This window comes from Paenibacillus sp. Root444D2 (genome assembly GCF_001426375.1).
Taxonomy (GTDB): domain Bacteria; phylum Bacillota; class Bacilli; order Paenibacillales; family NBRC-103111; genus Paenibacillus_E.
Map to the genome: position 1 here is coordinate 46,817 of NZ_LMEO01000024.1, position 14,047 is coordinate 60,863.

Consider the following 14,047-nt stretch of genomic DNA (forward strand, 5'->3'; position numbering starts at 1 on the left):
AGGCGTAGTTATCGCGGTTCCACTCTGCTTGGTGACTCGGAAGTCTCCCAACTTAAGTTCCCGTAACGTGGGTATTCCGGCTGCGCCTACCCTACTCTTACGAGTATTCGGCGCGGCAGCTCCCAGGTGCATTTCCGATTACAGGAATTGGATAACTCACAGCCAAAGCCTCCCGGCTTCGATTATCCTCTCTGATAAATCCCTAGTTAAGCGTACTCTCCTGATCATTGCATTCGATATTGAACTAAGTATAGCGAAAAGAAACCCGCTTTACAATAAGTTCCTTAGACGTGATGCGACTTTTTCTTTGCCAAGTAAGTAAAGAGACACATTTAAGTCAGGTCCGTGCACTTGCCCCGTTAGCGCAGAACGAATGGACATGAACAGTTGTTTCCCTTTGAAGCCCGTATCCTTCTGCACTTGTTTCAGCAAAGCGGGGATGGCTTCTACGGTGAAAGCTTCCGCTTGCTCGACTTGCGTGAGAAAGCTAGCTAGCACAACAGGCACATGCTCCTCTTTCAAAACAGCAGCTGCTTCCTCATCGATAACCAACTCTTCTTTGAAGAAGATGCTGGATAGCTCGACGATCTCTGCCGCGAAACGCATTCTCTCTTGATTGAGGCCTACCAGAGCCGTTACCCACTCTTGAGCTGCGGCATCCAAATCACCTTGGATGTATCCAGCCTTTTGCAGATGAGGCACACATAACTCGACCACTCGGGAGAGCGGCGCCTTTTTCAAATAAGCATTGTTCATCCAATTCAATTTATCCATATCAAACACAGCCGGACTTTTGGATACGCGATCCAGGTCAAACTGGGCAATAAGGTCTTCTTTCGTGAACATTTCTTCTTCGCCGCCAGGAGACCAGCCGAGCAGAGCAATGAAGTTAACAACAGCTTCAGGCAGATAGCCTAGCTCTTTGTACTGTTCGATAAACTGAATGATGGATTCATCCCGTTTACTCATTTTTTTACGATCTGGATTCAAGATAAGCGCCAAATGAGCAAAGTCAGGCACAGGAAGTCCCAGCGCTTCATACATGAGGATTTGTCTTGGTGTATTGGACAGATGCTCCTCACCGCGAATAACCAGATTGATTTTCATCAAATGATCGTCCACAATGACAGCAAAATTATAGGTTGGAATACCATCGGTACGTGCAATGATGAAATCACCAATCCCATTGGATTCAAATTCAACATGCTCTCGCACCTTATCCTCAAAGCCGATAATCCGGTCTTTTGGAACACGGAAACGAATGGATGCCTTACGTCCTTCAGCTTGATAAGCAGCAATCTGATCATGTGTTAAGTTACGGCATTTACCTGAATAACCACCCATTTCTCCGCGTGCTTCTTGCTCTGCCCGCTCCTGCTCCAAATCCGCTTCAGAGCAATAGCAATGGTATGCGTGGCCGCTCTGAACCAATTGATCTAGATACGTCTGATAAATATCCAGGCGCTCCATCTGACGATAAGGACCGTATGGACCTCCGATATCTACGCTCTCATCCCACTCTAAACCAAGCCATTTTAGGCCATTCAGTTGATCCTCGATACCAGACTCTTTATGACGAGTTTGATCCGTATCTTCAAAACGAACAACGAACGCACCGCCATGGCGACGCGCCAATAAATAATCAAACAGTGCTGTACGAGCACCGCCAATATGTAAATGTCCAGTCGGACTAGGTGCATAACGCACACGTAAAGGCTGATTCATGTGTGTACCCTCTTCTCCCCAATATTACCTGCTATTCTAGCACATCTCGAATTAAACAAACAACCGATTGCGCAGCAATACCTTCGCCTCGACCCGTGAAACCAAGCTGTTCCGTCGTCGTAGCCTTCACATTGACTTGATCTGGCTTAGCGTCTAGCGCCGCTGCAATGATTTCTACCATCTGCGGGATGTACGGCGCCATTTTGGGCTTCTGCGCAATGATTGTAGAATCCGTATTCCCAAGGTGATAACCTTTGTCCTTAGCCAGCTGCCATACCTGCTTCAGCAGTACTAGACTATCCGCATCCTTGAACTCTGCAGCCGTATCCGGGAAATGCTTCCCGATATCGCCTAAGCCCAGTGCGCCTAAAATAGCATCGCTAATAGCATGCAGCAGTACGTCCGCATCGGAGTGACCGAGCAACCCTTTTTCATAAGGAATCGTCACGCCTCCAATAATGCATTTACGGCCTTCCACCAACTGATGAACATCAAATCCTTGTCCTACGCGAATCATAGCTGTCCCTCTCCCCTTACGTTGTGTAGTATCCATTCTGCCCATGGCAAATCTTCCGGTGTCGTAATCTTAATATTATAATAGTCCCCTTCGACCACATGCACCGTCGTTCCTATTCGTTCAACCAACATCGCATCGTCCGTCCCCATGAAATCATCCTGAAGAGCCCGTTCGTGCGCTTCCTGTAGAAGAGAAAGCCGAAAAGCTTGCGGCGTTTGGATCGCCCACAAGCTTCGTCTATCGGGTGTAGATTGAATTCGTTTCTCGGTATCTACGATTTTGATCGTATCTTTAACAGGTACGGCCAGTACAGCTGCATCCTGTTCTTGCGCTTTCACAAGACAATCGAACACATGTTCTTTTTTTACGAAAGGCCTAACACCGTCATGAACGAGTACCCACGTTGTATCCCTCTGTAAGGAGTCCAGACCCCGTCTAACGGAATCTTGACGTTCGGCGCCTCCTGCTAGCACATGAGTGACCTTGGAAAGAGCGTAGTCCTGCACAAAGCCTCTACAGCGATCTACGTCAGTTCCCCCAACAACGAGAATGATTTCATCCACTTCATGTATGTTTTGAAATAATTGCAAGGTATGTACCAGAATTGGCTTGTGTCCCAGATGTAAGTATTGTTTACTTTCAACCGTTCCCATTCGCGAGCCCTTGCCCGCTGCCACGATGATAACTCCTAGCTTCCCCATATGACCTCCAACTAAGTGCTTTCTGAAAGAAAGCTTTCTTCGTAAGCATAGGCCCATAGAGCTATGTTACATCTCCTTATCATACTGGTTTTACTGTGCTTTTTCCAATAGTTTCGGTTTAGCGAAAATCATACGTCCCGCCGATGTCTGCAGAACACTTGTGACCATCACTTCGAGTGTCATCCCAATGAATTCGCGCCCGCCTTCCACCACGATCATCGTACCGTCGTCCAGATAAGCTACACCTTGTCCATGCTCCTTGCCATCCTTAATGACTTGAACTATGATTTCTTCACCCGGTAGGACAACAGGCTTTACTGCATTCGCGAGGTCATTGATATTGAGTACAGAAACACCTTGCAGTTCACATACTTTGTTTAAATTGAAATCATTCGTAATCACTTTGCCTTGCAGTACTTTTGCCAGCCGGACTAGCTTGCTATCTACTTCAGATATTTCCTCGAAATCTCCTTCGTAAATGAGCACTTTCACTTCAAGTTCCTTTTGGATTTTGTTCAAAATGTCCAGACCGCGTCGACCGCGATTCCTCTTGAGTAAATCCGATGAATCGGCAATGTGCTGCAGCTCTTCCAAGACAAATTCGGGAATAACGAGGGTACCCTCGATAAAGCCTGTTTTACAAATATCTGCGATCCTGCCATCAATAATGACACTAGTGTCGAGAATCTTATGCTCCTCATAAGGACGATGTGTCTGCTTCTCTGGGCCTGTGGATCGACTCTTTGCAATGATCTGAACCAGCTCTTCCCGCTTGCTGTAACCGATACGGAACCCCATAACAGCTAATACCGCAGACACAATGAACGGTAAAAAGGGACTAGCCCACTTCGCCTGCTCCAGTACAGGGAACACCAATACTGATATAAGCAGCCCAATGACTAAGCCTAACGTACCTGAGAGTAAATCAGACACCGGGATATCCGCTACATTCCTTTCGCCTCTCATAAGCAGTTTCATTCCCTGACTAGCAACCCATGACGAAAGGAAGAACATACCTACTGCGCATAAACTATTAATCCAGATAACTTGTCCCGCATCACTCATTAATACTGTTTTTCGAAGGATCGAATCACTCCAACTATAACCTAAACTACCACCCATGATGGCCAAAATGATTTGTACCCATTTCCTCATCACAGATTCACCCCCTAAATCAAACTTGTTTTAAGCCTTATTACAATTATGTTCCAATTTCTCCAACGTTAATCACTTCTTTACATGGAAAATTGAAATATTAGAGGGCTTCCTTTATAATGAAATTAGAAGTTACCAACACACCCGAGGTGGATGGAATGAGCTCCTTGACTTTAAAGCAGTTTCAGGATCAAGTATCTGAATTGTTACTCCGTCACCGAAGTCTGCTTGACGTCTTATCCAAATTTCAACAGTCAGGCGCAGCTACTAATCGTTCCGTGGTGAAATCTATTACGGAATGTGGATGTATTCAGGTTCATGCAGCCAAGCAAGAGTATCATCCTGAGATGACTTTGGATGAGGCCAAGGATGTACTCGGCACTCATGTATCTGGTCACTTATGTGAACAATGCATTGAGGTCGTAAGTACGGAACTGGGTAGAAATCTCTTCTATATGTCTGCACTTAGTAACATCCTAGACGTTAATTTGGAGCAAGTCGTTGAGAACGAATCGAAGAAATGCACAACATTGGGACTTTTCAACATGTCATGAAAACGAAAAAAGCATTTATTTTCTCTCTGAATCATCAGAAGAAAATAAATGCTTTTTATTTTCGAAACCTGTGTTAAACGTCCGATTTCACTGAATTTGTGTCGTCCATGCCGCGTCTTTTGTTCTTTCTCCGGAGACGGATGAAGAACCCATCAACGTTTTTTTTTAGGCCATATAGCGCGTACGCTAACAGGGGTACGAAAATCATTTTAGAAATAGACTCTGGCCACTTGATAGCGATCAAAATAGCTACAGCAACAATAATTGGCGTAATCCAGATCGCTGCTTTCGGAATACCCGCTTTTTTGAAGTTTGGATACTTTACTGTACTTACCATTAAGTAAGACAACAGGATTGTACTCACTAACAACACATATACATTAATTTCGTTCACAAACAAAGCTAGTGTACAAAGAACTCCGCCCGCGGCTGGAATCGGAAGACCGATAAAATAGCCAGGCGTACCGGCAACGACATTGAAACGAGCTAAACGGAGCGCTCCACAAATCGGGAAGATTGCTGTAACAATCCAAGCAAATGCCGGACTAATTACATTCGGATCATTAAATGCAACCACATACATGATAAAAGCGGGTGCTACACCGAATGAAATGACATCGGACAGCGAATCTAACTCTTTACCGAACTCACTCTGTGCGTTCAAAGCTCTGGCTACACGTCCGTCAAGTCCATCAAGCAACATAGCGACAATGACAAGTACTGCTGCAACTCCATGTTCACCACTGAAAGCAAGAATAATTGACAATACACCTAGGAATAAGTTCCCTACTGTAAAAAGACTGGGAATTGATTTCGTTAACATATGTTTTTGTCCACCTCTGGATTTACTATACCCTTATCTCGACTTAATAAAACCTCGACTGCATAAAACTGCCTTGCCTTAACAAAACCTCAACAATGATACTTTATGATTGTATCTAGTTTAAATATGTCTGTCAATGAACACTTGTTCTTGAATTCTTTTGAGACCTTCCTTAATGGCGCGGGCTCTCACCTCTCCAATTCCGTCAACTTCATCCAATTCTTCAATTGTCGCCATCATCATGTGAGGCAAATAACCAAACTTTTCGACCAGATTGGCAATAATGATAGACGGTAGCCGCGGAATTTTCCCTAAAATTCGGAACCCCCGAGGGGACACCGGTTCTTCGGCAATAGAATTCGTATGCGGATATCCAAGCAATCGGATGATTTGGTGCGGCTCCAGCAGTTCATCCGAGGATAACCGCTTTAAGCCTGCTTGCATTTCTTTGACGCGGTCTTCCGATAAATCACGTACATAATCTTTTACGATCAAACGCGCTTCAAGTTCCGCATTCCCGACAAGTTCTTCAAGCTGCATGCTAATGAGGCGGCCTTCATTCCCAAGCTCATTAATGTATCGGTTAATCTCGGCCTTAATGCGCAGCACCATCTCAAACCGTGCAATGACATTGGTAACATCGTGCAAGGTTACCAATTCCTCAAACTCGGATGCGCTTAGATTGGTAAGCGACTGATCCAATACGACTTTGTAACGCTCCAATGTCTGGATCGCTTGATTCGCCTTAGTTAGGATAACACCAATATCTTTCAGCGCGTAACGCAAATTACCTTGATAAAGTGTTATAACGTTACGCCGCTGAGAAATCGAAACAACCAACTTATTGGTTTGCTTCGCAACACGTTCGGCAGTCCTATGCCTGATTCCCGTCTCCGATGATGAGATAGAGGAATCTGGGATTAATTGTGTGTTCGCATATAGGATGCGTTTGATGTCCTCACTAAGGATAATCGCGCCATCCATTTTGGCAAGCTCATATAAATAATTGGGGGAAAAATCACAATCTATGGAAAAACCGCCATCGACGATTTCCGTTACTTCTGTACTATATCCAACTACAATAAGTCCACCCGTTTTGGCGCGTAGGACATTCTCTAACCCATCACGGAACGGTGTACCAGGTGCTACCATTTGCAGCAGTTGGCTCATGACGTCTCGCTTTATCTCTTCTTTACTCATCATTTTCCTCCTGAAGGCTTGCAGGTTGAATGACCACGAGTTAACCCAGTGCCGCTTTCAATGCCTCTGCTACCGTGTTCACTCCGATAATCTCCATACCGGCGGATGAGTCCATCCCTTCAAACTTTTCTCCGGCATAATTACTCTACGGAATCCAAGCTTTTCCGCTTCCTTCACACGTTGTTCAATCCGGGATACACCGCTGACTTCTCCGGTCAACCCGATCTCACCGAACAAGTCCCGTCTATAATCTTCTTCTTAAAACAATCCCTCTACATATATAATACATTTCACATTCGAAATTCATGCTGCTTTGATCCAACCTAACACCCTTAATCCGAACTGTACTACTGAATGGAGTCCATTTGCTAAATCCTTACAACTAAGTATAACGGAAAATTCATTCCTTTAAAAGAAATTGTATATAATGAAAGATCAGTTTCAAATTGGCAGGAGTCGATATAACGCTCAACAATAGATGTTGTCTAATTATCTTCCTCATCCCAAGGTGCTTTCTCCTCTTTGCCTTTGGAAGAAGCGCCAAATACAGAGTGGATGACTTGGCTCAATGTCTTACATGGGATTACCTTTATCGTAGAAAACGTAGTTGTGCTTTTCAATCCATTGAGCGCAACATAGACACGTTTGAAACCCATTCTTTCAAGCTCTCTAATTCTTAGTTCTAACGTAGGTACTTTTTTTAATTCACCCGTTAATCCAATATCTGCGATAAATACAATATCATTGGGGATACCTTGATTCTTACAGGAAGATACAATGCTCATTATCGCGGCTAAATTTGATGATTGTTCTTTTAAACGAATACCGCCTGTCGTTTTAACAACCACGTTCTTATCATGAAGAGGGATATTGGCTCTTTGTTCCATGATGCTGATAAGTGTATTCACATGGTCCTTTTTTAAACATTCAGCAATCCGGCTTGGGTATGGCATGAACGTGGTTGATACCAAACTTTCTATTTCCAAAATGATGGGTCTTGTGCCTTCTTTAACGACTGTTAATGCACTTCCACTAACTACATCATTCTCGTCTCTTTGTGTCATAAAGAACTCTGAGGGATTATCTATAGGTGTCAACCCTTGCTCACCCATTGTGAAAAATCCAAGCTCTCCTGTGCTGGCATAGCGATTTTTAGTCGAAAATAACTGTTTAAGCTCCTCGCCTTCCTCCCCCTCGAGAACAAGAACAGCATCTACCAAGTGTTCTAATGCTCTTAACCCAGCTAATTCGTTATCTTTGGTCATCTGCCCAACCATTATAATGGCTCTCGGTCTCTGTGCATCTTTTGCGACCTTTAAGAGAGTATTCGCGCATTCCATCGTCTGCGTGGGTGAACCAGGTCTTTGCGGATATTCTTCTAATACAAAAGTTTGAATACTATCAATAATAATGAGGTCAGGGTCTACTTGGTCAATACAACCTAAGACATTATTCAAGCTATTATCAGAATAAACCCAAACGTTTTTATGAATATCTTGCAAGACTCGCTCTGCTCTTCTCTTTATCTGACTATCACTTTCTTCACCTGAAGCATAAAGCACCTTCAATCCTTGCTTTGCCACATCATCTGATATTTGCAATAAGAGTGTGGATTTTCCAGCACCTGGAACAGCCGTGATAATCGTAACAGAATCTTTAACTATTCCTCCACCCATTACACGATTAAATTCATTGTACTTGGTAATAATCCTATCACTGTTTTGGGATACGGTATCTGTAAGACGGTTTATGATAACATTCTTCTTTTTGTTTATGCCCTTCTGGCCACCACTAGGAGTGTTTATAACATCATCTTCTTCAAGGGTATTCCATTCACGACAACTACTGCACGAACCTTGCCATTTTGGATGCTCTTGACCACAACTGGTACATTTATATATGGTTTTCTTTTTCATAGTTAAGATTCACTTCCCCAATTAATCAAATAGTTCTGCAAACTCTACCAATAACTTGATTTTTTCCATTGGAATCGTCAATTTGCTTTGCTCTTCTTGCTTTATTTCAATTTCTTTTCTCTTGTTTATTCTGCATCCACGTTCTATCATACATTTTTTTATACATTTCTTACATAGTTAACAAAGGTTATACCATTTGAGATACATTATTTATTTAGTTTAACAAACTTTATTACGTTCAAAGTAGCCTCATTTGATAGGGGCTGTGATAAAAAAAAAGCATTTTGCTGCACCCTAGACAGGATGGAGCAAAATGCTTCTTTGCTTTCATTATTTTGCGGCTACGCCTTCGCCCTTCAGGACGACAAGTTCGCCATCTTTCTCATCAATGGTTAAAGAGTCACCTTTGGCAATATTGCCTCTGAGAAGTTCCTCAGATAAGCGATCCTCGATATGCTTCTGAATCGCTCTGCGAAGCGGTCTTGCGCCGTAAGTCGGGTCGTACCCTTCTTTGGCAAGGAACATTTTCGCTTTGTCTGTAAGCAAGAAATCAACCTCCTGCTCTTTCAAGCGTTTGCGAAGATCGTCCGCCATCAAAGTGACGATTTCTGCGATATGCTTCTCATCCAAGGAGTGGAAAACAATAATTTCGTCGATCCGGTTAAGGAACTCCGGACGGAAGCTTTTCTTGAGCTCGCCCATGACTTTATCCTTCATATTGGTGTAATCTCTACCTGCATCGACAGCAGCCGTAAAGCCAAGTGAAGAATTTTTCTTAATCATATCCGCGCCAACATTGGATGTCATAATAATCAATGTGTTGCGGAAATCAACCGTGCGTCCTTTGGAATCTGTTAAGCGACCATCTTCCAGTACTTGCAGTAGAATGTTAAACACTTCTGGATGTGCTTTCTCGATCTCATCGAGCAGTACGACCGAATATGGCTTACGGCGAACTTTCTCCGTGAGTTGACCGCCCTCTTCGTATCCAACGTAACCCGGAGGCGCCCCTACTAATCTAGAAGTCGAGTGCTTCTCCATGTATTCCGACATATCAATTCGAACTACTGCGTTATCATCACCGAAAAGAGATTCTGCTAATGCGCGTGCTAATTCGGTTTTACCAACACCCGTTGGTCCGAGGAATATGAAGGAGCCCATTGGACGCTTCGGATCTTTCAGACCTGCTCTAGCGCGGCGAATGGCACGGCTTACGGCTTTAACAGCTTCTTCCTGGCCAATCACTCGCTCATGAAGAATATCTTCCATTTTGAGCAGACGCTCTGTTTCTTCTTCAGCAAGTTTACTTACCGGAATTCCTGTCCAGCTCGCCACAATTTGCGCGATATCATCTGGCGTTACTTCTGTGTCCAAGCGACCTTGCTTCTCTTTCCAATCATTTTTCGTTGTATCCAACTCTTCGCGAAGCTTCTGCTCCGTATCACGAAGTCCAGCTGCTTTCTCGAATTCTTGACTTTGAACCGCTGCATCTTTCTCCTTACGGATGTTATCCAGCTTGCTCTCAAGTTGTTTCAATGAAGGCGGTGTTGTATAAGAACGCAGTCTTACTTTGGAACTCGCCTCATCGATCAAATCGATCGCTTTATCCGGTAAGAAACGGTCCGTAATGTAACGATCGGAAAGTTTTACAGCTTCTTGGATCGCAGCATCCGTAATTTTCACACGGTGATGAGCTTCATACCGATCACGTAATCCATAAAGGATTTGAATAGCTTCCTCAGGAGATGGTTGATCTACTGTAATAGGTTGGAAACGACGCTCTAAAGCCGCATCTTTTTCAATATACTTACGATATTCATCCAACGTTGTAGCACCAATACACTGCAGCTCGCCTCTAGCTAGAGCCGGTTTCAGGATGTTGGAGGCATCAATTGCGCCTTCCGCTCCGCCTGCGCCAATTAAGGTGTGAAGCTCATCAATGAATAGTACGATATTGCCCGCTTGACGAATTTCGTCCATGATCTTTTTGAGACGATCTTCGAACTCACCGCGATACTTAGTCCCTGCTACAACAGAGCCCATATCGAGCGTCATTACCCTTTTATCCTTCAACGTTTCCGGAATTTCATTATTAATAATTTTCTGAGCAAGGCCTTCAGCAATCGCTGTTTTACCAACGCCTGGTTCACCGATCAGTACCGGATTGTTTTTCGTTCTGCGGCTCAATACTTGAATGACACGCTCAATTTCTTTGCTGCGCCCAATCACAGGATCCAGATGACCCTCTTTGGCATACGCCGTCAAATCTCTCGCTAAACCATCCAATGTAGGTGTGTTTACATTCGGATTACTACCATGACTTGGTGACACGGTCTCACTGCTTCCAAGCAATTGAAGGACTTGTTGACGTGCTTTATTCAAAGAGACACCTAAGTTATTAAGGACTCTTGCAGCAACACCTTCTCCTTCGCGAATAAGCCCGAGTAAAATATGTTCAGTCCCCACATAAGTGTGACCTAATTTTCTCGCTTCATCCATCGAAAGTTCAATGACCTTCTTCGCTCTAGGTGTATACGCAATGTTGGTAGGCTGTTCTTGTCCTCTGCCAATCAGCGACTCAACTTCGTCTTGAATTTTCTCAAGACCTAAGCCCAAAGCAACAAGCGCTTTAGCCGCAATGCCTTCCCCTTCACGAATAAGACCAAGTAAAATGTGCTCCGTACCAATATTGTTATGCCCTAAACGAACAGCTTCCTCTTGAGCAAGAGAGAGCACCTTTTGCGCACGTTCCGTAAATCTTCCAAACATCATAGAGAACACCTCCAAAATTAGTATATCTATAGAAATCCTAAAGGATGAATCTTATCTTTCTTAAACCCTACCAAATCTTTCGCGAATCAACTCAGCCCTGCGTATATCTCGCTCTTCGGCATTTAATTTCTCACCGGCATATTGTTGAAGAAAACCAGGTTGCGTCATCACCAACAATTCATTCAAAACATTCGATGAAACGTTGTTGATAATTCCAAGGTCAATGCCAAGTCTCACATCTGATAAACGCTGCGCGGCTTCTTTCGAATCCATGATTCCCGCATAAGATAGAATTCCTAATGAACGGTTCACACGATCTATTATCCGCATTCGGGACTCTTGAATCAGCTTATGTCTCGCAGCACGTTCATGCTCTATAATTTGCCTTGCTACACTGTGTAAATTATCAATAATCTCATCTTCGGATTGGCCAAGCGTAATTTGATTCGATATTTGAAACAGATTTCCTAAAGCTTCGCTACCTTCCCCGTATAATCCTCTAACTGTCAACCCAACTTGCGTAACAGCTGATAAAATGCGATTAATTTGTTGGCTAAGCACCAACGCGGGTAGATGCATCATCACCGAAGCGCGGATCCCGGTACCGACATTTGTAGGGCAGCTTGTTAAGTAACCCCTTTTTTCGTCATATCCGTAATCCAGCTGTGTTTCAAAAATATCATCGATTTGGTTCGCCAAATCCCATACTTCTTTAATCTGAAAACCGGGACATAAACATTGTATGCGAAGATGATCCTCTTCGTTGATCATAATACTGATGGATTCATTTTCGCTCAAAATAACGGCACCATTCCTGGACTCGTTAGCTAAATTAGGACTAATTAAATGCTTTTCTACCAGAACCATTCGCTCAAGCTCATTCAGATCCGACAACGGGATGAGCGAAAAATTGCTTATCGTCTCCAATTCATCATTCTCAAGCACCCCGGACAAATGATCCAGTACTTCTTGTGATTGTTGATTCGTCGCTAGCATTGGATAAGGGTAGTCCCTAAGGTTACGAGCAATGCGGATCCGACTACTGATGACGATATCCGATTCAGGCCCTTCGCCTTTCATCCATTCGCTTAATGCATCTGCTGTAAACCGCTGTGATGTCACTGGATTCACACCTCCTTACAAACTCACATACCCGCAATTTTCTTCTCAATTTCACGAATTTGATCACGAATCTTTGCAGCCTGTTCGAACTCTTCTTGTTCGATACAGGACATCATATCCTTCTTGAGCGTATCAATTTCCCGCTTACATTGGATGATGCCACCACTTCGCTTAGGCACTTTCCCAACGTGAACGATATTTCCATGCACTCTTTTGAAGAGAGGATCTAACTTTTCTGAAAAGCTTTGATAGCATGATCCGCAACCAAAACGTCCTAATTTACTAAATTGAGAATACGTAAGGCCACAGCTCTCACAACGGATCGCCTGAGACTTTGCAGCGGATAGAGATGATGGTTCGAAATCAAGTAATCCTGACAACAGATTGTGAATCGAAAATCCGTTGGATGTTCCGGGAATCATTTCGCCCTTTTCACGAGCGCAATTCTCACAAATGTGGAACTCGTTCTTGTCTCCATTCACAATCTTCGTAAAATGAAGAGTCGCCGGTCGTTTCCCGCATTCCTGACAAATCATTTCATATGCCTCCTCATCTGCTAAGCAAGGATATCAGCATTGCTTTAAGAATCTTAGCCCGAATTTCATCGCGCAGCGGGAGCTTGAAGGTCAACACATCTCTCGAAATTGCGGCCCGAATCAGGTTAGCTTCTCGTGTTGAAATATAGTGACCTTCCTGCAGTTGGTATACGAGTCCTTCTGAAGTAACTTGATCAATGTGCGTATGAATCGTGCGAAAGATGTGGTCTAAAATGGACCCGTGACTCTTGAGCTCGATTTTCTGGATACGAATGTATCCGCCACCGCCGCGCTTGCTTTCAACAATGTAACCTTTTTCCAAGGTAAACCTTGTACTGATCACATAATTGATTTGGGAAGGTACACATTGGAACTGATCAGCTAGATCATTGCGTTGAATCTCAATAGCCCCTTCGGAACTCTGCTGCAGGACATGTTTTAAATACTGTTCAATAATTTCTGATACGTTGCGCATCAATTCGTCCTCCCAGATTGCCAGAAGTAAATTGACTTTGACTTTCTTTGACCTTAACTAGATTATAATCATTTCCTTTCTTTTTGACAAGTACTGCTCCAAAAATCCAATCCTTAATGATCCGATAACCAAAAGTGAACCTTACTATTGTTGACCTTACCTACAGTTTTATTCGAAATAAAAACAAAAAAGCCTTCCTGAGATTACTCTCAAAAAGGCTTTATCTTGTGCTTGGCAACGTTCTACTCTCCCAGAACCCTGCGGTTCAAGTACCATCGACGCTGGAGGGCTTAACGGTCGTGTTCGAGATGGGAACGCGTGGGTCCCCTCCGCCATCATCACCAAACAGTCAAAGCGTGGTTTGCGCCTTGAAAACTAGATACGAAACTTGCGTAAAGTAATCATTTGCATGGCTACGTTAGACGTAGGTGCTAGCTGCTTAGTCAGCTTTTTGGTTAAGCCCTCGACCGATTAGTATTCGTCAGCTGCATGCATTGCTGCACTTCCACCTCGAACCTATCAACCTCGTCGTCTACAAGGGGTCTTACATA

General features: G+C 43.7%; 12 protein-coding genes, 2 rRNA genes and 1 pseudogene. 1 reads left to right on the plus strand and 14 read right to left on the minus strand.

Annotation, left to right across the window (positions count from 1 at the left end; genetic code table 11):
• Positions 1-270 precede the first annotated feature (270 nt).
• The 4 genes from gltX to ASD40_RS16380 form a co-directional block, all read right to left on the minus strand.
• Positions 271-1,725 carry a glutamate--tRNA ligase gene (gltX, locus tag ASD40_RS16365; protein WP_057304278.1) on the minus strand — a complete coding sequence of 485 codons (1,455 nt, stop codon included), beginning with the start codon at positions 1,723-1,725 and terminating at the stop codon, positions 271-273.
• 31 nt (positions 1,726-1,756) lie between these two features.
• Positions 1,757-2,242 carry a 2-C-methyl-D-erythritol 2,4-cyclodiphosphate synthase gene (gene ispF / locus ASD40_RS16370; protein ID WP_057304279.1) on the minus strand — a complete coding sequence of 162 codons (486 nt, stop codon included), beginning with the start codon at positions 2,240-2,242 and terminating at the stop codon, positions 1,757-1,759.
• Entirely contained in the window at positions 2,239-2,943 is a 705-nt protein-coding gene (gene ispD / locus ASD40_RS16375) for a 2-C-methyl-D-erythritol 4-phosphate cytidylyltransferase (protein ID WP_057304280.1), read from the minus strand. Before ispD ends, ispF begins: the two co-directional genes overlap by 4 nt.
• Positions 2,944-3,033: 90 nt before the next feature.
• Positions 3,034-4,101, minus strand: a complete 1,068-nt coding sequence (locus tag ASD40_RS16380) for a PIN/TRAM domain-containing protein (RefSeq protein WP_057304281.1) — start codon at positions 4,099-4,101, stop codon at positions 3,034-3,036.
• Positions 4,102-4,256: 155 nt separating this feature from the next.
• On the opposite strand from ASD40_RS16380, the gene ASD40_RS16385 reads away from it, so the two are divergent.
• The gene (locus ASD40_RS16385; RefSeq protein WP_047683251.1) at positions 4,257-4,652 is read left to right on the plus strand and encodes a hypothetical protein; all 396 of its coding nucleotides are present in this window, start codon (positions 4,257-4,259) and stop codon (positions 4,650-4,652) included.
• Positions 4,653-4,725: 73 nt separating this feature from the next.
• On the opposite strand, the gene pssA is transcribed toward ASD40_RS16385, so the two are convergent.
• From pssA to ASD40_RS16430, 10 genes and pseudogenes are all read right to left on the minus strand, one after another.
• The gene (pssA, locus tag ASD40_RS16390; protein ID WP_057304282.1) at positions 4,726-5,475 is read right to left on the minus strand and encodes a CDP-diacylglycerol--serine O-phosphatidyltransferase; all 750 of its coding nucleotides are present in this window, start codon (positions 5,473-5,475) and stop codon (positions 4,726-4,728) included.
• Positions 5,476-5,595: 120 nt separating this feature from the next.
• Positions 5,596-6,675: a DNA integrity scanning diadenylate cyclase DisA gene (gene disA / locus ASD40_RS16395; RefSeq protein ID WP_082562248.1), complete on the minus strand. Its 1,080-nt coding sequence runs from the start codon at positions 6,673-6,675 to the stop codon at positions 5,596-5,598.
• A 40-nt stretch (positions 6,676-6,715) separates the two neighbouring features.
• A pseudogene (locus ASD40_RS37215) lies at positions 6,716-6,912 on the minus strand (DNA repair protein RadA); the annotation flags it as partial.
• A gap of 248 nt (positions 6,913-7,160) precedes the next feature.
• Entirely contained in the window at positions 7,161-8,591 is a 1,431-nt protein-coding gene (radA, locus tag ASD40_RS16400; RefSeq protein ID WP_057304284.1) for a DNA repair protein RadA, read from the minus strand.
• A gap of 330 nt (positions 8,592-8,921) precedes the next feature.
• Positions 8,922-11,363, minus strand: coding sequence for an ATP-dependent protease ATP-binding subunit ClpC (clpC, locus tag ASD40_RS16405; protein WP_057304285.1), 2,442 nt, complete (start codon positions 11,361-11,363; stop codon positions 8,922-8,924).
• Positions 11,364-11,423: 60 nt separating this feature from the next.
• A complete protein-coding gene (locus ASD40_RS16410; protein ID WP_051253568.1) occupies positions 11,424-12,443 on the minus strand; it encodes a protein arginine kinase in 1,020 nt (339 codons plus the stop codon).
• Between the two features lie 65 nt (positions 12,444-12,508).
• Positions 12,509-13,021, minus strand: a complete 513-nt coding sequence (locus ASD40_RS16415) for a UvrB/UvrC motif-containing protein (RefSeq protein ID WP_057304286.1) — start codon at positions 13,019-13,021, stop codon at positions 12,509-12,511.
• A gap of 13 nt (positions 13,022-13,034) precedes the next feature.
• Positions 13,035-13,496, minus strand: a complete 462-nt coding sequence (locus ASD40_RS16420; RefSeq protein ID WP_029196492.1) for a CtsR family transcriptional regulator — start codon at positions 13,494-13,496, stop codon at positions 13,035-13,037.
• A gap of 229 nt (positions 13,497-13,725) precedes the next feature.
• Positions 13,726-13,842 (minus strand): 5S ribosomal RNA (rrf, locus tag ASD40_RS16425).
• A gap of 105 nt (positions 13,843-13,947) precedes the next feature.
• Positions 13,948-14,047: ribosomal RNA gene (locus ASD40_RS16430) — 23S ribosomal RNA — on the minus strand; the annotation flags it as partial.